This window comes from Pseudomonas sp. JV414, assembly GCF_032424305.1.
Taxonomy (GTDB): Bacteria; Pseudomonadota; Gammaproteobacteria; order Pseudomonadales; family Pseudomonadaceae; genus Aquipseudomonas; species Aquipseudomonas lini.
The window spans coordinates 17,041-33,370 of the sequence record NZ_VYKC01000013.1; the positions used below are offsets into that span (position 1 = coordinate 17,041).

The 16,330-nt window shown below is 54.0% G+C and carries 11 protein-coding genes and 5 pseudogenes; 2 read left to right on the forward strand and 14 right to left on the reverse strand.

Features of this window, described 5'->3' with window-relative positions:
• The first annotated feature begins 33 nt into the window (after nucleotides 1–33).
• Nucleotides 34–309, forward strand: a complete 276-nt coding sequence (locus tag F6R97_RS14955) for an HU family DNA-binding protein (RefSeq protein WP_003213368.1) — start codon at nucleotides 34–36, stop codon at nucleotides 307–309.
• Between the two features lie 88 nt (nucleotides 310–397).
• Here the strand turns inward: F6R97_RS14955 and F6R97_RS14960 are convergent, their stop codons facing one another.
• The 9 genes and pseudogenes from F6R97_RS14960 to F6R97_RS15000 form a co-directional block, all read right to left on the reverse strand.
• Nucleotides 398–793: a DUF6124 family protein gene (locus F6R97_RS14960; protein ID WP_048397463.1), complete on the reverse strand. Its 396-nt coding sequence runs from the start codon at nucleotides 791–793 to the stop codon at nucleotides 398–400.
• Between the two features lie 357 nt (nucleotides 794–1,150).
• Nucleotides 1,151–1,624, reverse strand: a complete 474-nt coding sequence (locus tag F6R97_RS14965) for an SMI1/KNR4 family protein (protein WP_315866746.1) — start codon at nucleotides 1,622–1,624, stop codon at nucleotides 1,151–1,153.
• Nucleotides 1,625–1,626: 2 nt separating this feature from the next.
• Nucleotides 1,627–2,784 (reverse strand): ankyrin repeat domain-containing protein, encoded by a 1,158-nt coding sequence (locus F6R97_RS14970; protein WP_083377332.1) that lies wholly within the window; start codon nucleotides 2,782–2,784, stop codon nucleotides 1,627–1,629.
• Nucleotides 2,785–3,576, reverse strand: a pseudogene (locus tag F6R97_RS14975) (RHS repeat domain-containing protein); the annotation flags it as partial. It lies immediately after the preceding gene.
• Between the two features lie 142 nt (nucleotides 3,577–3,718).
• Nucleotides 3,719–4,342: a hypothetical protein gene (locus F6R97_RS14980; protein ID WP_048397914.1), complete on the reverse strand. Its 624-nt coding sequence runs from the start codon at nucleotides 4,340–4,342 to the stop codon at nucleotides 3,719–3,721.
• An 11-nt stretch (nucleotides 4,343–4,353) separates the two neighbouring features.
• Nucleotides 4,354–5,631: pseudogene (locus F6R97_RS14985) on the reverse strand (RHS repeat-associated core domain-containing protein); the annotation flags it as partial.
• A 57-nt stretch (nucleotides 5,632–5,688) separates the two neighbouring features.
• Nucleotides 5,689–6,168 carry a competence protein ComJ gene (gene comJ / locus F6R97_RS14990; protein ID WP_315866747.1) on the reverse strand — a complete coding sequence of 160 codons (480 nt, stop codon included), beginning with the start codon at nucleotides 6,166–6,168 and terminating at the stop codon, nucleotides 5,689–5,691.
• Nucleotides 6,168–9,872, reverse strand: a complete 3,705-nt coding sequence (locus F6R97_RS14995; RefSeq protein ID WP_315866748.1) for an RHS repeat-associated core domain-containing protein — start codon at nucleotides 9,870–9,872, stop codon at nucleotides 6,168–6,170. Before F6R97_RS14995 ends, comJ begins: the two co-directional genes overlap by 1 nt.
• 302 nt (nucleotides 9,873–10,174) lie before the next feature.
• Entirely contained in the window at nucleotides 10,175–10,690 is a 516-nt protein-coding gene (locus F6R97_RS15000; protein ID WP_315866749.1) for an SMI1/KNR4 family protein, read from the reverse strand.
• Between the two features lie 139 nt (nucleotides 10,691–10,829).
• On the opposite strand from F6R97_RS15000, the pseudogene F6R97_RS15005 reads away from it, so the two are divergent.
• Nucleotides 10,830–11,162: pseudogene (locus F6R97_RS15005) on the forward strand (transposase); the annotation flags it as partial.
• Between the two features lie 27 nt (nucleotides 11,163–11,189).
• Here F6R97_RS15005 and F6R97_RS15010 read toward each other — a convergent pair.
• From F6R97_RS15010 to F6R97_RS15030, 5 genes and pseudogenes are all read right to left on the reverse strand, one after another.
• The gene (locus F6R97_RS15010; RefSeq protein WP_315866750.1) at nucleotides 11,190–11,801 is read right to left on the reverse strand and encodes an Imm43 family immunity protein; all 612 of its coding nucleotides are present in this window, start codon (nucleotides 11,799–11,801) and stop codon (nucleotides 11,190–11,192) included.
• 151 nt (nucleotides 11,802–11,952) lie between these two features.
• Nucleotides 11,953–12,308: pseudogene (locus F6R97_RS15015) on the reverse strand (RHS repeat domain-containing protein); the annotation flags it as partial.
• A gap of 777 nt (nucleotides 12,309–13,085) precedes the next feature.
• Nucleotides 13,086–14,725 (reverse strand): annotated as a pseudogene (locus F6R97_RS15020) (RHS repeat-associated core domain-containing protein); the annotation flags it as partial.
• Nucleotides 14,726–14,729: 4 nt separating this feature from the next.
• Nucleotides 14,730–15,011, reverse strand: coding sequence for a hypothetical protein (locus F6R97_RS15025; protein WP_048396223.1), 282 nt, complete (start codon nucleotides 15,009–15,011; stop codon nucleotides 14,730–14,732).
• Nucleotides 15,012–15,117: 106 nt separating this feature from the next.
• Nucleotides 15,118–16,128, reverse strand: coding sequence for a hypothetical protein (locus F6R97_RS15030; RefSeq protein WP_315866752.1), 1,011 nt, complete (start codon nucleotides 16,126–16,128; stop codon nucleotides 15,118–15,120).
• Nucleotides 16,129–16,330 lie beyond the last annotated feature (202 nt).

Consider the following 16,330-nt stretch of genomic DNA (forward strand, 5'->3'; position numbering starts at 1 on the left):
TAACAACAAAAAACCGTCAAAGGGGCTTCACTAATGCGTAAACCAGAACTCGCCGCTGCAATTGCGGAAAAAGCAGACCTCACCAAAGAACAGGCCAACCGCGTTCTCAACGCCGTTCTCGAAGAAATCACCGGCGCTCTGCACCGCAAAGACAGCGTCACGCTGGTGGGCTTCGGGACATTCCTGCAACGCCATCGCGGTGCCCGTACCGGCAAAAACCCGCAGACCGGTGAGCCAGTCAAAATCAAGGCCAGCAACACTGTTGCGTTCAAGCCGGGCAAATCGTTGAAGGACAGCGTTAATCCGTAACACGCACCGACTTCCCGCATAGCGGGTTAGCGGGATAAAAAATGGGCACGCCAACGAGGTTGGGTGCCCATTTTTTCTGTCTGGCGGATCAGCCGACTCGGCTTTGTTTCCTGGCGAGAATCGCTGCTATTTCCGGCTCATTCAGGTGATCCAGCGCTCGCTCCACCAACAAATGCACCCCGTCGGCCATGCGGCTGAGCGCCAAGACTATGGAGCGGCGTGAACCGTCCACATCGTCGGCGAGGTCGGCGGCGATGGCGCTGATGGACAAGAGGTCTTCCGAGGCGTTGGCGAGGAGGGCTTCAGTGTTGATGCCCGGGCAGACGCTGAAGAGTTGGCCGTTGCGTTTCGATGGTTTTGGTTCGGCTGGCGGGAAGTGATGGTCGAGGGCGCGCTCGGCGGCGTCGTTGAGTTTTTTTGAATCAGGGCTTTCGTATGGGGAGACCGAATCGGTGTCCGGTGGGTTAGGTGTGACCTTGAACATGATCTTCAATTCCTTGAGTGATGCTGACACCACTTCGCCGACTAAACGAAGGGGTGGCAGCTGTACGCAGGTTAGTCGGACCGGGGAATTGAAGAAGCCGGCGCACCCAAAGGTGCCCTACGCACAGCTACCATCAAAAGCAGGTAGGAAATACCTGTCTGACGGACGCTTGTACAACTTCAATTACCAGCGGGCGACTAAACCCGACCACTGACGATCAGTGACACGAATGAAGTTACCGACCGGCCCCAAAGCGCACAAGCCGGCGGATTCTGGCGTAGCCGTAGGCAACGACGCAAGATGTTGTAGCTTTCACGACGTTACCTACAAGGCTTTTAAACAGCGGCGTTGACCCATTCACTCCTCGTCCAAATCTTCCTCACCGATCAACCCTTGAACAAACCGGAGGAAATTCGAGCAGACCAGTTTTTCGGATTGAGCCTGATTCTCTTCAGGGCTTAGGTCGCTATCAAAGCTATCAGTCGTAAAATAACTAACGGCCTCCGTATCAAGATTCAAGCAAAAGAAGTTGCCACCCCAGTCGTTCGCGAAAGGCAGGAGGTGTGCAGGAAGTACCTGTTTTTTTAGCATCAACTGGTAGGTGGACAGCAGTGTGGAGTCGTCACCGGTAATCGGCTTGAACGCAACCACTTCCAGTGGCTCGTCAAAATCTTCGCTGACCCAATAGGTCCGCTCCGGTACGCCGCCGCTGTACTTGAGGTAATGGTTTCTAAAGGGCGTCGGTAGCTTCTTACCAATGACGGATTCCAGATGATCCAGATCCGCTGGCGTGATGGCCGCTTCGTCATTTGAGAATGTGTTTTCAAGCATTTCTACTGTGGTATCCCTGGATCCGGAGCGGGAATGACCACACTCGCCCAACTGGCTGTACGTTTGCGTTGTATCAGAGCACGCAATGCTTCTGCGTCAGGTTCGCCTTTTTTCGTGAATTTGACAGGTGCCAAAACATAGAGCATCACCTTTTCATCGTCGGGGATCGTCTCTTTTTCAGTTTTCGTATCCCAGGCTTTATCCACGGCCACGAAAGCATCCACTTCGTCTGGCCAGGCCAGGTTGGCATACATGGCATCGGAACGACGAATCAAGAAGCCTTCCGACAAGGGGCCATCATCGAACGTGTGGCGAGCGAGCAGAGACAGCAACTCAACCGGAAAAACCCAAGGACTGTGGGGGGTAAAACCTTGCTGCGTAAGAGGCCAGTCGCCAGGCAAGCATACGAATAATTCGGTATGAGGACTTTTGGCAAAAAGTCCGATGGTGAAGAGTAACTTGAACTTGTTTTTGCCATCAATACAGCTGATACGCAGCTCCAGACCCTCTTCATTAGTGAAGGGGCTCAGTTGTGCGGGTAAAACCCAGCCAGCGGTGTTGTGCACGAAAGTGACTATAGAACCACCAAATTCCTCGGGCCGGCTTTCAACAATGTCCATGATACTGACCGCCCCCGATTTTCTTAAGGTGGACGCAATCTCTGTAAATCCCCAGGTATTGGCGATGTCCAATGGTGCGGTATTCAGCCTGGTGTGCAGTCGATTGATGTTGGCATGGTGTTCTATAAGAAGATTAACGACGTCCTGATGCCCAAAGGTAATCGCGTCAATCAGGGGGGTGGTTATGCTGTTAGGCCACCCATCCACCAAAGCACCGGCCTCAAGAAACCATTGGCATGTTTGTAGATGTCCATTGCCAGCGGCTGCGGCAAGTGGCGTGCTATTGCCGGAACTGACGGCAGGCTGGTCCAGCGCAATACCTAAAGACACCAATAAGCGGCAAATTTCGGTTTGACCCTGTTCGGCAGCCATGTGCAGCAGGGTCTCATGCCCATCAAGGCCATACATGGGCAGGTGCAATAGAACGGAATTTTTCTCTAGGTGCTTTTTTAGTGAGGCTGCACTACCCGACGCGATGTCTGCGTGAATGGCTAATAAAGTCTTGATGTTCTTTTCATAAGTTTCTTCTGGGTTGTTCATTTAAAAAATACCTTTTGACATTTGAGCACCCATATTTTTCAATGCGTTTTGGACACTGGCCAGCCCGCCGACGTCCGCTTTCTGTAGTATTTCATAGACTTTTTTGGCGCTGGCTATCGAGTGATTCCCTCCACCATTTTGGGCCCAGGTGAAGTTGCGCGGGTCGTTGTTTAGACCAATTTTGTGTTTGGCCAGAATTTTTTGCGAGTCGGTAATGTACTTTTGATTTTGAGCTTTCCAGCTTTTTGGAGCTTTTTCGCGGACGATATGATGGTAATGCGGCTTTACCATACCCTTAGGTGCAGGCCCCATCGCTCTCTTCTGTGAGGCGCTGAGTCGACAAACTTCCCACCCCCACGGATCCACCCACCCAATCGGATTCGGTGCGTATTGATAGAGGTTGAATCCCCCCACCAACCCAATCGGATCCGGCGTCGTAAACCGCCCCACATCCGGATCATAAAACCTGAACGTATTGAAATGCAGCCCCGTCTCCCGGTCCAGGTACTGCCCCTGAAACCGCAGGTTCTGCTCTTCGATGTAATACGGCTCGCGCACCTCTTCTAACGTGTTGCCCCACACCCGATAACTCGCCTGCCAGACGTTGTGGCCGTCCGCCTCGGTGAGCTGTTCCGGCAGGCCGTTCAGGTCGTTGTGGTAATAACGGATTTTTTGCAGCGGGCCGGTGCCGTCGACACGGGCCAGCGGTTCGTAACCTTCGTCTTCGTAGAGGTAGAGGCTGGTCTGTTGATGGCGATGCTCCTGCAACAGACGCAGGCCGTCCCAGGTGAAGCATCGTTTCCGTGAATGTTGGGCTGGGTGGAGCCGCCATCTTGGATGGTAATAAATAACCCTAGAGTACGGCCGCCTCTCGAATGCTCTGAGTCTTCAAGTGTGGGTAAATACTTGCTCGTCAAGAGTTTGATCTCGTCAATCATTCCTCAGGATAAATTTTCAGTTTGCTATTGTCCGTAAGTACTTCAAAAATGGTTAGGGAATCACCTGCGTGATTGATCTCATAAAATCTTTCCGTGAAGGTGCTTCGCCATATTTTTTCAGTAATCGAAGTGATTTTATCGGCGTTATATTTATAAAGGGTTTCGAAGTATTCTCCCGTGTTGTTCAAGCAGTAATGCCCTGTAGCTTTGTCATTCAGAAACTTAATAAGGGAAACCGAGTCAAGGTTGGCCTCTAGGTTGCCGTTTAGCTCACTGCCGAATGTAAGCTCAAGGATTTGATCGGCCTCATGCAAAAAAAATCTTCTATAAACAATCCATTGCTTTTTAATTGTTACGTATTTCGCAAATTTCAACTCACCTATTATGTTGTTATCTTTATTTAAGAAGTAACATTGCCTGTTTTTGTCTGGCTCGGAATCTTTTTTTAGAAAGCGTCCAGGCTTACATCCCTGGAGCTCCGACATATAGGGGGCCGGCGAATAGGAAGGCATGATCCCCATGCCCCAGATTGTCGTTTTGTAGTTTTTCTCCATAGACGATATAAGCTCTGAGTATTTATCCTTATATTCGTTGAGTCGTGCGCATAAAAAGTCCTTCATGGGGGAATCTCCTACTTTGCTAATGGAAAAACCTTTCCACCGTTGAGCTCCAAGTTGAGTTTATTTAAACCCGACTCGAATCCAGATTTTGTGTTCGCCCCTTTCAGGGTTTCCCATACGTGTTGTTTATACGCATTGCCATGTACGCCTTCCCCGGCATGAGCGGTTGCTGTTGTATTTGGTAAGCGGGACTGTGGGTTTACAGGTAGCCATATACCATTTTCTTTCTGATTTATGTCAATACCAAGTCTGTCCATACGTCTTCTCAACCAGCGCATACGCACATCCTTCGAATTAGACATTACTATATGGTGGGCTCGATAGTTTGAGTTTGGCGCTTTACCCAAACGGCTTCCAAGAACTTTAGCATCGCTCGAGCAACTCAGGCCCAGAGCGTCTATCCAAGTGAATGGGTTAGGTGAGTACTGATAAAGATTGAGTCCCCCCGCCAACCCAATCGGATCCGGCGTCGTCAACCGCCCCACATCCGGATCATAAAACCTGAACGTATTGAAATGCAGCCCCGTCTCCCGGTCCAGGTATTGCCCCTGAAACCGCAGGTTCTGCTCCTCAATGTAGTACGGCTCGCGCACCTCTTCTAACGTGTTACCCCATACCCGATAAGTCGCCTGCCAGACGTTATGGCCGTCCGCCTCGGTGAGCTGTTCCGGCAGGCCGTTGAGGTCGTTGTGGTAATAGCGGATTTTTTGCAGCGGGCCGGTGCCGTCGACGCGGGCCAGGGGTTCGTAACCTTCGTCTTCGTAGAGGTAGAGGCTGGTCTGTTGATGGCGATGCTCTTGCAACAGACGTAGGCCGTCCCAGGTGAAGCGGGTTTCACCGAGCGGATAGCCGTTGGTGTCGTGCTCGGTTTTTTCGATGCGCCGGCCCAATGGGTCGTAGGTCATCCTGAGCACGCTGCCGTTTTCATTGCGCACTTCAATCAATCGGCTTTCGGCGTCATAACCGAAGCGCTGCAGTCCCCGTTTAGCGCTGCGTTTTTCGATCATCCGGCCAAACGCGTCGTAGCGGTAACGCTTGTCCTGATAGGTCAGCAGTTTGTTGTGCACCACCAGTCCGGCGCCGGGTTGCGGGCTGTCCAGCAGGTTGGCGGCGGCGTCGTAGGCGAAGGTTTCGCGCTGGCCGTGCAGGCTGTCCTGGCTGGCGATGATGCGGCCAGTGGCGTCGTAGTGCAGCAGTTGGCGGTGTTGCGCGGCGGGTTGTTGGTCGAGTTTGCCGATCAGGTTGTCGGCGGGGTCGTACTCGAAATGTTTCTGCTCGGCGGCCGGCAAAAACAGGCACACGGACTGGATCAGGTGCCCATTTTTGTTGGACGCAGAGATGAACTTCTAACGAAGTCCCTCTACCAGTACCTTGTCTTTCTCGCCGCCCCAAGGATCGTCCAGCAGGTACCTAGCTGGAGCTTTGCTGTCTGATGGGACTAGAGTGATTTTGTAAAAGATTTCTTCACCCTCACAAACCTCGAAGTACAACGCATAGTCGCGTTTCTCTAGATCAAGCTCGACCTTGAATTTTTCAGCAGCGGATGCAATTTCCACATGACCGGGATCCGTGACATGAAATGGCACGACGATGCAGCGCTGGGTGGAGAGGTCGAGGTTGAAACTGTCTTCCAGTTTCAGGTGCACGTTTGCCCCGAAAGCATCTTCGGGTAGAGGGTCAAACACAACATAGTCGCTATGGAGGACCGCACCCTGCTCCAAGTTAATTTTGCCCCATTGGCTTGAGGTTTCGTCGAAGGGCCGTGAGCGGAATTGAATTTGGCTGTGGGATATCAGTAGATCCACAGATTGAGCATTATTTTTCATCAGTAAACCTCGATTTTAACTCTGGTCCCGTTGGGGAGGTCGGACAGGGCGTTGCCGATACTCGAGCCAGCACCCCGATTATCACTAGGATCGATGTATTTGACGCTGGCGCCGTTACCACCTTCCTTGAACATTGCCATCGGCCATTCGTCCCGATCCTTGCCTGTTTTAGTCTTGATGTCTTTCAAGCTGAGTTTGCGATTGAGCTTAGCGGTGTCACGTTGAATGGTCACAATGTAGGGGTGACCTTTCTTGATTGCACCGTCGATATGACCGAACGTCTGCGGATACTCTGAACGTTTCAATCGCAGTTTGTAGTCGTACTGTTTCGACCGTGCCTTGGTCAGCGTACAGCCGGCAAGGCCTAGAGGGTCCAACCAAGTGAACGGATTCAGAACGAATGCGTAAAGATTGAATCCCCCCGCCAATCCAATCGGATCCGGCGTCGTAAACCGCCCTACATCCGGATCATAAAACCTGAACGTATTGAAATGCAGCCCCGTCTCCCGGTCCAGGTACTGCCCCTGAAACCTCAGGTTCTGCTCTTCAATGTAGTACGGCTCGCGCACCTCCTCTAACGTGTTTCCCCACACCCGATAAGTCGCCTGCCAGACGTTATGGCCGTCCGTCTCGGTGAGCTGTTCCGGCAGGCCGTTGAGGTCGTTGTGGTAGTAGCGGATTTTTTGCAGCGGGCCGGTGCCGTCGACGCGGGCCAGGGGTTCGTAGCCTTCGTCTTCGTAGAGGTAAAGGCTGGTCTGTTGGTGGCGATGCTCCTGCAACAGGCGCAGGCCGTCCCAGGTGAAGCGGGTTTCACCGAGCGGGTAGCCGTTGGTGTCGTGCTCGGTTTTTTTAATGCGCCGGCCCAGCGGGTCGTAGGTCATCCTGAGCACGCTGCCGTTTTCATTGCGCACTTCAATCAACCGGCTTTCGGCATCGTAGGCAAAACGTTGCAGGCCCCGCTTAGCGCTGCGTTTTTCGATCATCCGGCCAAACGCGTCGTAGCGGTAACGCTTGTCCTGGTAGGTCAGCAGTTTGTTGTGCACCACCAGCCCGGCGCCGGGTTGCGGACCGTCGAGCAGGTTGGCGGCGGCGTCGTAGGCGAAGGTTTCGCGCTGGCCGTGCAGGCTGTCCTGGCTGGCGATGATGCGGCCGGTGGCGTCGTAGTGCAGCAGTTGGCGATGTTGCGCGGCGGGTTGCTGGTCGAGTTTGCCGATCAGGTTGTCGGCGGGGTCGTACTCGAAATGTTTCTGCACGGCTGCCGGCATCAGCGAGGGCTGGCTGCTGTGTCGGCGTTGGCGTGAGCGCAAGCGTCCGCTGCGGTCGTATTCGCTGCGGGTGCTGATCTGGCCTTGGGTGCGCAGCACTTCGCGGTGCAGGCGGTCGCGTTCGAAGTCGCTGATGACCTGGCCGTCGAGGTTGATCTGATGCAGGTGGCCGCTGCCGTAGTACAGACGATTGAGCCAGCGGCCGTCGGGCAGTTGGGTCTGGATCAGGTTGCCGAGTTCGTCATAGTGATAGTGCAGGCTGCCAGCCGCGCTTTGCTCTTCGAGCAACTGGCCGAGGGCGTCGTAGGCGAAGCTCAGGGTTTGGGCGTTGCCGTGGTGGTCGGTGAAGGTGACGGCGGTGAGCTGGTCCAGTGGGTCGTAGGTGTAGTCGGTACGGCCATCGTCGGTGAGTTTGGCGATCAGCCGGCCGACGGCGTCGCGTTCCAGTCGATGAACGATGTGGCCCAGCGGATCGGTTTCGACGATGCAGTTGCCGCGCTGATCGTAGCGGTATTGCCAACTGTTGCCGGCAGCGTCGGTGTCTACCAGCGGCAAGGCCCAGAGCTCCAGCCACAAGGTCGAGTCACTGCGGCCCAGCGGGTCGGTTTCGCCGATCAGGTTGCCGGCGTCGTCGTAGCTATATTCGTAGCGCCCGCCCTGCGGGTCGGTGGCGCTGAGCAACTGGCGCTCGTCGTTCCACTCGAACTGCCAAGTCTGGCCGAGGTTGTCGGTGTATTCGGTGATCTGGTGCTGGCTGTTCCAGCGCCGCGTACTGACGCGCTGCAAACCATCGGTAATGCGCGTGACACCGGCACCGAGGTCATAGTCGAACTGGTAAGCGTCGCCTTCGTCGGTCCAGTGCCGGACCACGCGCCATTCAAGGTCTTCAATCAACGCCCATTCATAGAAACAACGCAGCCCTGTGGGCAGCTGGTGCTCGACCATCCGCCGCCCGGCGTCGTAGGCGAAGCGCCGTTGCACTTGGCCGGTGGCGTCGCGTACTTCGGCCAGGTTGCCGGCTGCGTCGTAGCCATAACTGACGAGGGCTTCGCGACGTTGATCGGGGTACAGGCGTTCGATGTGGGTCACGCGGTCGCGTTCGCGAATCAGCTCGACCTGCACCAGATCAAAGGTGTCGCGCAGGCGCGCCAACCCTCCGGCGTCGTCGTAGTCGAGGTAAATGCGGTTGTCGTTGCGATCACCGAGCTGATTCAGGCGCAACAAAGACGGGTTACCGGGTGTGACGTCAAACAGCCGGTATAGCCCGTCATCGCTTTCAATCAACAGTTGTCCATTAACGTGCCGTCGAACACTGAGCCCTTCACCCGCGCTGAACACCGCACCGCCCAAGGGGATCGACCCCATGTCGATGCGCCGACCCTGTTCATCGGTGTAGACCAGCGTTTCCCCGCCCTCGGGGTGAGACAGAATTTCAACGCACACCTCGTAGGACACGCTCCAGCCGGCGCCGAACAACCCGTCGCGCCGCTCGTCACGGCTGTTGTAGAAGCGCTGCCAATCTATCGGCAGCACCCCCGGCAACACGAAATCCAGCTCTTCGTCACCGCCCAACACCTTGGCCCCGGTGGCGGCGTGCACCGGGTTCGACGAGCCCATGGCGGCGTTGGCCATGGCCCCCATCGCGCTGCTGACGGCCATCGACGTCGCGCCACCGACCAGCATGCAGGGCAATTTGCTGAAAAATTTGCCCTTGCCACCCTTGAGCATCAGCAGCGCGGTGACCGCCAGCCCCACGCCCGGCGTCTTGCCGCTGCGGATCTCGCGCACCACCACCGAACCGCCGCCAATGGTCACGTTGGAGGAAATCAGCCCGGACGATACGACCTTGGCATCGCAGGTGCTGCGGTCGCCACTGCGCACGGCAGGCTGGCCGTTGATGGTGACTTTGTCCGAGCCCTCGGCCATGAACTGCGGCGGCATCGGCGGATGCTTCATGCAGACGAGCAGGTCCAGCGGCTTGGGCACCGCGCCGGGTGCCGGGGTGGCAACGGTGGGGCGCCACATCTGCGAGAAGAAACTCTCGGCCATGTCGAGGTAACTGGCTTCGGCTTCCGGCTCGGGTATTTCCAGTTCGGTGCCGGCCGGCGCGACATGGGACGGGATCGCCCCGGCGGCCCGGGCGGCGGGAATGTTGTTGGTGAGGGTGTTGGTGGAGCCGGTAAGAATGTTCGCCTGCACCGTGGGCGGAAACAGCGCGTTGCTGATCTTCTCGCACCAGTTGCTCAGGCCCTTGTCGGCCCCGGTCTTGCTCATGGCGAGGCCGACGATCGTGCCCACCACCAAGCCGAGCACGATGCAACCCAACCCCCCGGTGACGACCGTGATGCCCGTGGCCGCCACCACGGCAGCAGTGGCCAGCGCGGTAATCGCGATGTTGGCTGCCACCTCGAGCACACCGCCGAGGATGTCGGCCATCATCTAGGTGTGGTTGAGTGCATCACCCAGCCGGGCGGCCCAGAGTGCGTCAGACATGGATGGGGCTGGTCGTCGCATGATGGTTGCGCTTGTGGCGCAATTCGATGCCTTCCATTGCATCTTTCTCCTTGTTGCTTACGGAATGCTTATTTGTGCGTATAGGCTAGGTCAGATCCATGACCTAAGGATCAACCATAAAAATAATTAAAAAACCGTTCGAAGTTTTCTTTCCCAAGTAGTGGATTTCTTCTGGGTTGTTCATTTAAAAATCCATTTTGTCTCTTTTCCGGTAGCGCGAGCCTGAATCACTCCTCGACGAAGTCGGGCGGGCTGATAAACGTAGAGAGGATCAGGTCAAGGAACGACGTGAAATCAGGCGCCAGGAAAAACAGATTTCCACAGCCGTCGCGTTCAGCGATATCAAAATCATTTTTGTCGTCACTTTCGTGCAAGTGAGTCCTGTCCCAGTAGTACAGGCCTTTCTTGCCAGCTTCTGCGATCCATACAAATGGATTTCCGCCACCGTCTTCACCGATAGCGATGCTGTTGTCCAGGAAGGAAAGCTCGTCGATAAACTCTTCGTTGAACGCCAGCAGATCATTGCTTTCTTCGTCGGGTATCAGGCCGAAAAGGCGGTCGAAGGCGATGCTGCCTTCATCGACCTTATCGAGTGGCAGACTTACATAATCGGGAGCTGTCGCATAAAAGCCGTTTCTTTTTTTCAGGAAATCCTTGTAATCCGAAGGCAGTTTTTTTTGCAAACGCTGCTCAAGCCCCTGTATGTCCGCATCTGACAGGCCGGGTTTATATAAAAAAGGCATGGTTGCGCTCCTTGTTAAAGGCAGGATTTGAGGTTTTTGACGCCGCCAGAATGAGTAAACCGGTCCCCCGGTGTCAGGATAGTTGTCGCCTCTCCGAATATTCCTAAAAAAGCACATCGGGGGCGGAAAGAGACTGATCGTGCCGTATTATTCACCTGAACGCAGAGCCGCATTACTCAAGATGCTGCTTCCCCCGCTGAACCTGTCGATGGCCGAGGTTTCCCGGCGCGAAGGGGTCAGCGAAATGTCTTTGTCCAACTGGCGCAAGCAGCTCAGTTCTGAAGGAAGTGCAGTGTCCGAAAACAAGCCGCTGACCAAGAACGGGTCATCCGAAACCAAGTTTGCTGTCGTTCTTGAAGCGAGCGGCTTGTCCGAGATCGACCTGGGCGAGTATTGCCGCCACAAAGGCCTTTACCCCGAGCAAATCACGGCCTGGCGACAAGCCTTCATTACCGGCCAGAAATCGGAAAAGGGTAATCACCTGCATGCTGAGTGGGACCTAGGCTCTATCAATTGAGCCGACCTTCTCCGTATCGACCACTTCTGCACCTACCAGATTTAGTTCTTGAAGTGCAGTGGCGGCGTGAGGCGAAAGAAATACGAATCCAAGTAAAGTAACTTCATCGATACTAAAAAAATCTGTGCTGATATTTTCTTTGATTGTCAGGCTGATAATATTTTTGATCTCGCCGCTCTTTCGAAAATTAATCTTCGACTGTGCCTGATCGATCACGTCCACAGGTTCCTTGTCTATTCGTTGCTGGCGCATGAAAAAATACTGGCGCTGTGCGACCGACACGCCCTTCGGGTTGACGATCTCCAGTTCTGCGATCTCCCATCGGGAAGTCTTGAGGGTCTGGAAGGCTTTCAGGAAGCGCTCACTGACAATATGCCCCTCAAAGGCTGTGCAAAAGTCAAAGTCATAGCGCTTGTCCTTGGTAATCAGCACCAGTTTTTTCGGGAGGGGAGCGAGAGCTTCGTCGGGGCCCGCGTCGTGCCAGTCGGCATCCATCGCATCGTCATAGGCGCCAGGGCTGAACGACTCATGAATGACGCCATCAATGAAGGTGGGGCAGTTTTTGTCTTTATTGAATGGAAGGGTATAGAACATGAAAGCCTCTTGTCAGCAAAGTCGACCGGTACTGGATTTGGTTCGAATTCTTCCTGAAACAGTCTTCTTGCGAAGGCTGCTTTGTAGTGATGAAATCTGTTGCTGTGCCTGTGCCTTGGTAATAAGTTTTACGTTATAAATACAATGGGTTTTTCAACCTGCCGAGTGGGTAGCCGTTGGTGTCGTGCTCGGTTTTTTCGATGCGCCGGCCCAACGGGTCGTAGGTCATCCTGAGCACGCTGCCGTTTTCATTGCGCACTTCAATCAACCGGCTTTCGGCATCGTAGGCTAAACGTTGCAGGCCCCGTTTAGCGCTGCGTTTTTCGATCATCCGGCCAAACGCGTCATAGCGATAACGCTTGTCCTGATAGGTCAGCAGTTTGTTGTGCACCACCAGTCCGGCGCCGGTTGCGGGCCGTCCAGCAGGTTGGCGGCGGCGTCGTAGGCGAAGGTTTCGCGCTGGCCGTGCAGGCTGTCCTGGCTGGCGATGATGCGGCCATTGGCATCATCGGATTCGTGGGGGGCATCATGTTTATGAGCCTGACTCTCTTTTTATAAGTTTTCCGCTAGTGAGTTCCAGATAATCTTTAATATTTCCATGGACTACTTCTATGTTTTGGCTGACAGTAACTTTGTCAACAATTCCGCATAGGTAACTCCAGTGTCTACCAGTTTCACTGTGAAAGTAAATTACCCCCCACTCGCAGGGCAAAATATGCTGTTTAGAGTCGATAGATATTATGTCCCAGGTTATTCCGCCGAGGTTTGATATTTCTTTTCGGGTGGCTTCGTTAAAAACAATTATTCCGTCGTCGAGCCGTCCTTGTGAGGTGTTGCAATCAGGGCATCTATTAAGTTGAGGGTCGTAATTTGCATAGCAATTTTCGCATGTTTTGTATTTCATAATGGCCTCAACTATTTGATAGGGATGCTGGATGTTATGACCCCTGGTCCTGTTCCGCCTATGTGTGGGTCTGCATGGTCAGTAATTACGCGGATTTTTTGAGTTGCTCCACTTTGTGTTGACGTACCCTCAAATACTTTTCCTGAGAACCCTTCTCTATTGGAAATTACTTGGTTTGATGGGTTGTTGGCAACTTCTTTGGTAGCCTTGGCAATATCTCTATTACTCCATCCTGCTGGAAACAAAGAACCCTTTTGTCTGCTTGGTTTCATCGCAGAGTAAGGGAGTTGCTTAGGCGGCCCAACGTGTGGCGAGTGCCTTCTTAGTATGTGTCGGAGGGATCCAAATGAGAATTTATAGCCTTTTCCGCTACTGCAAGTGCTCAGACCAGCAGGGTCAATCCAAGATGAAGGATTCGGTCCATATTGATAAAAATTCAATCCCCCCGCCAATCCAATCGGATCCGGCGTCGTAAACCGCCCCACATCCGGATCATAAAACCTGAACGTATTGAAATGCAGCCCCGTCTCCCGGTCCAGGTACTGCCCCTGAAACCGCAGGTTCTGCTCTTCGATGTAATACGGCTCGCGCACCTCTTCTAACGTGTTGCCCCACACCCGATAAGTCGCCTGCCAGACGTTGTGGCCGTCCGCCTCGGTGAGTTGTTCCGGCAGGCCATTGAGGTCGTTGTGGTAGTAGCGGATTTTTTGCAGCGGGCCGGTGCCGTCGACGCGGGCCAGGGGTTCATAACCTTCGTCTTCGTAGAGGTAGAGGCTGGTCTGTTGATGGCGATGCTCCTGCAACAGGCGCAGGCCGTCCCAGGTGAAGCGGGTTTCGCCGAGTGGGTAGCCGTTGGTGTCGTGCTCGGTTTTTTCGATGCGCCGGCCCAGCGGGTCGTAGGTCATCCTGAGCACGCTGCCGTTTTCGTTGCGCACTTCAATCAACCGGCTCTCGGCGTCATAACCGAAGCGCTGCAGTCCCCGTTTAGCGCTGCGTTTTTCGATCATCCGGCCAAACGCGTCATAGCGGTAACGCTTGTCCTGGTAGGTCAGCAGTTTGTTGTGCACCACCAGCCCGGCGCCGGGTTGCGGGCCGTCCAGCAGGTTGGCGGCGGCGTCGTAGGCGAAGATTTCGCGCTGGCCGTGCAGGTTGTCCTGGCTGGCGATGATGCGGCCAGTGGCGTCGTAGTGCAGCAGTTGGCGGTGTTGCGCGGCGGGTTGCTGGTCGAGTTTGCCGATCAGGTTGTCGGCGGGGTCGTACTCGAAATGTTTCTGCACGGCGGCCGGCATCAGTGATGGCTGGCTGCTGTGTCGGCGTTGGCGTGAACGTAAACGTCCGCTGCGATCGTATTCGCTGCGGGTGCTGATCTGGCCTTGGGTGCGCAGCACTTCGCGGTGCAGGCGATCACGTTCGAAGTCGCTGATGACCTGGCCGTTGAGGTTGATCTGGTGCAGGTGGCCGCTGCCGTAGTACAGACGATTGATCCAGCGGCCGTCGGGCAGTTGGGTCTGGATCAGGTTGCCGAGTTCGTCGTAGTGGTGGTGCAGGCTGCCGGCTGCGCTTTGTTCTTCGAGCAACTGGCCGAGGGCGTCGTAGGCAAAGCTCAGGGTTTGTGTGTTGCCCTGCAGGTCGCTGAAGGTGACGGCGGTGAGCTGGTCCAGTGGGTCATGGGTGTAGTTGGTGCGGCCATCGTCGGTGATTCTGGCGATCAGCCGGCCGACAGCGTCGCGTTCCAGTCGATGAACGATGGGGGCCAGGGGCGTCTCGGGGACGATGGCCAAGCCGTTGCCATAAGGCGCCGGAACAGCCGTTACCGCCGCGACGTTATCCAGCAGGTCATAGGTGTAGCGCTTGGCGCTGCCACCCAGATCCTGTTGTTCGGTCAGTCGATCGCCCGCATCCCAGGCAAACCGATAACTTTCGCCGTTTTCGTTGATCAGCGCTTGCAGCAGCCCGTAGCTGTCATACCCGAACTCCGGCCATGGGCGTCGGTGCGCTGGCGTACCTGGTGTTGATAGAGTCGGTTACGGCATGCGCATCAGCGCAGTCCTCAGTCGTTTGATCAGCTTCGGATCTTTGAGGCAATCGGCTGGCCGTATGTTATCCAGGGCGGGCACTTGCTGTTCGATCCACCACAATCCTTCCTTGAGCCCTCTTTTACCATAGAGAATGACCGCCATATCGAGGTTGCCATCCAGTCGTTTCGCCAAAGTGCGGGCGTCGTCGTCGAGATAGACTTTGTTATATAAATCCACGAAATCCTGCCAATCGGCATCGCCGGGGTAATCGTCTTCCAGTTGTTCCATCTTCAAAAAATCCAGCTATTTGGGCTCGGCAAGGTTCTTATTGCTCGTATTCATTCGCTGCAAATGAGCTTTACTGCACGTTTTAGGGTGCCGTCTGTGAGGGCTTCTATAAGCTGTACAAGATATTGTAGAACGAGGCTGGATTGTCTTTTATCAAGGATAGATCCTGGCCTATGGATATCTTGTCGAATAATGATTTATTGATTGCCATTCGACGAGTGATTATCGCTTCTAGCAGCTTGCTGAACAGCGTCTCATCACTTACGTACTTTTTCAGTTTTAGAATTTCGCGAGGCTTACCTTTCAGAATATGAAAGGAGTAATTCATCAAGATAATATTGGAGACAAACAGATTTTCCGTTGATTGAAGAGGGTTGACCGTATCAATCAAAGCATTAAATATCTGCTTCTTGTTTTTTACGTAGGCGTGCAAAAATACATCGGGATACATGAGTTCGCTGTGACGATCATTAAGCCTGAAACGGTAATTTTTGTCGTCGGGTTCGGTCAATAATGTGACTATGCTTGTTTGATAGTTTTTCAACGTGCTTAGCAATTCATGTTCTTTCCTGCTATCAAATTTGATCGCTTTGTAAACCAAGTCGATAACATCCAGAAAAGCTACAGGCCCCAGAGAGTCAGTAGCCATTATCAGCTGATTATCCTTGATGCTGAACCGTCGATACGCTTCGTCGTCAATACTCAATTCGAAAAGCAGGAACCTGAGCATGTAGTTCCTGAGCTGTGTATCCGCGTCGATAGGACTGTTCTTCAAGCTGATCAGTTGAATCAGGTAGAAGAAAATAAAATAGTCTTTGTTTGAACGTTGACGGTTGTCGATTTCAAGCAGATAGCCAAAGCGGGACAGGACCAAGAGAAGGGCATAGCAGTCCGACTCCGTGAAACCATTTGTTGACATGGATTTTTCGAAGGCGCTTATGGAAAACAAATCGTGCCAGCGGCTCACGTAGAAGGTCGAACCGTTGCGTTTTCTGGCGACGACAGACAGCAGCGAGGGCTCGTCTTCTTCGTAAAAAACAGCGCCCAGCTTCGTTGGGCACGGCCGGATGTTCAGGAAATTTTCAAGCTTGTATGAAAGTAGATTGAATATGTCCATTTTTTAAGGTTTTCCACATGCTGTCATGATTTACCCAGACCGCTTTCTCACCTTTTGTATTCGGAACCAGACCCCCTTTACCGCCTTGATAATTGCGCAGTGCGCGGCTTCGGCATAGCCCATCTTTTGGGCTCCGTCAGGCTGAAACCCTTGTGCAATGTGGCTTTTCGGGAAAGTCCATGCTCCGGCAATGCCTGAAAAC

Excerpts from the sequence above, each read along its gene's own strand:
- F6R97_RS14980 (WP_048397914.1), bottom strand. The coding sequence starts at position 4,342 with ATGAAGGACTTTTTATGCGCACGACTCAACGAATATAAGGATAAATAC.
- F6R97_RS15030 (WP_315866752.1), bottom strand. The coding sequence starts at position 16,128 with ATGGACATATTCAATCTACTTTCATACAAGCTTGAAAATTTCCTGAAC.
- F6R97_RS14960 (WP_048397463.1), bottom strand. The coding sequence starts at position 793 with ATGTTCAAGGTCACACCTAACCCACCGGACACCGATTCGGTCTCCCCA.
- F6R97_RS14995 (WP_315866748.1), bottom strand. The coding sequence starts at position 9,872 with ATGATGGCCGACATCCTCGGCGGTGTGCTCGAGGTGGCAGCCAACATC.
- F6R97_RS14955 (WP_003213368.1), top strand. The coding sequence starts at position 34 with ATGCGTAAACCAGAACTCGCCGCTGCAATTGCGGAAAAAGCAGACCTC.
- F6R97_RS15025 (WP_048396223.1), bottom strand. The coding sequence starts at position 15,011 with ATGGAACAACTGGAAGACGATTACCCCGGCGATGCCGATTGGCAGGAT.
- comJ (WP_315866747.1), bottom strand. The coding sequence starts at position 6,168 with ATGAAAAATAATGCTCAATCTGTGGATCTACTGATATCCCACAGCCAA.
- F6R97_RS14965 (WP_315866746.1), bottom strand. The coding sequence starts at position 1,624 with ATGCTTGAAAACACATTCTCAAATGACGAAGCGGCCATCACGCCAGCG.
- F6R97_RS14970 (WP_083377332.1), bottom strand. The coding sequence starts at position 2,784 with ATGAACAACCCAGAAGAAACTTATGAAAAGAACATCAAGACTTTATTA.
- F6R97_RS15010 (WP_315866750.1), bottom strand. The coding sequence starts at position 11,801 with ATGTTCTATACCCTTCCATTCAATAAAGACAAAAACTGCCCCACCTTC.
- F6R97_RS15000 (WP_315866749.1), bottom strand. The coding sequence starts at position 10,690 with ATGCCTTTTTTATATAAACCCGGCCTGTCAGATGCGGACATACAGGGG.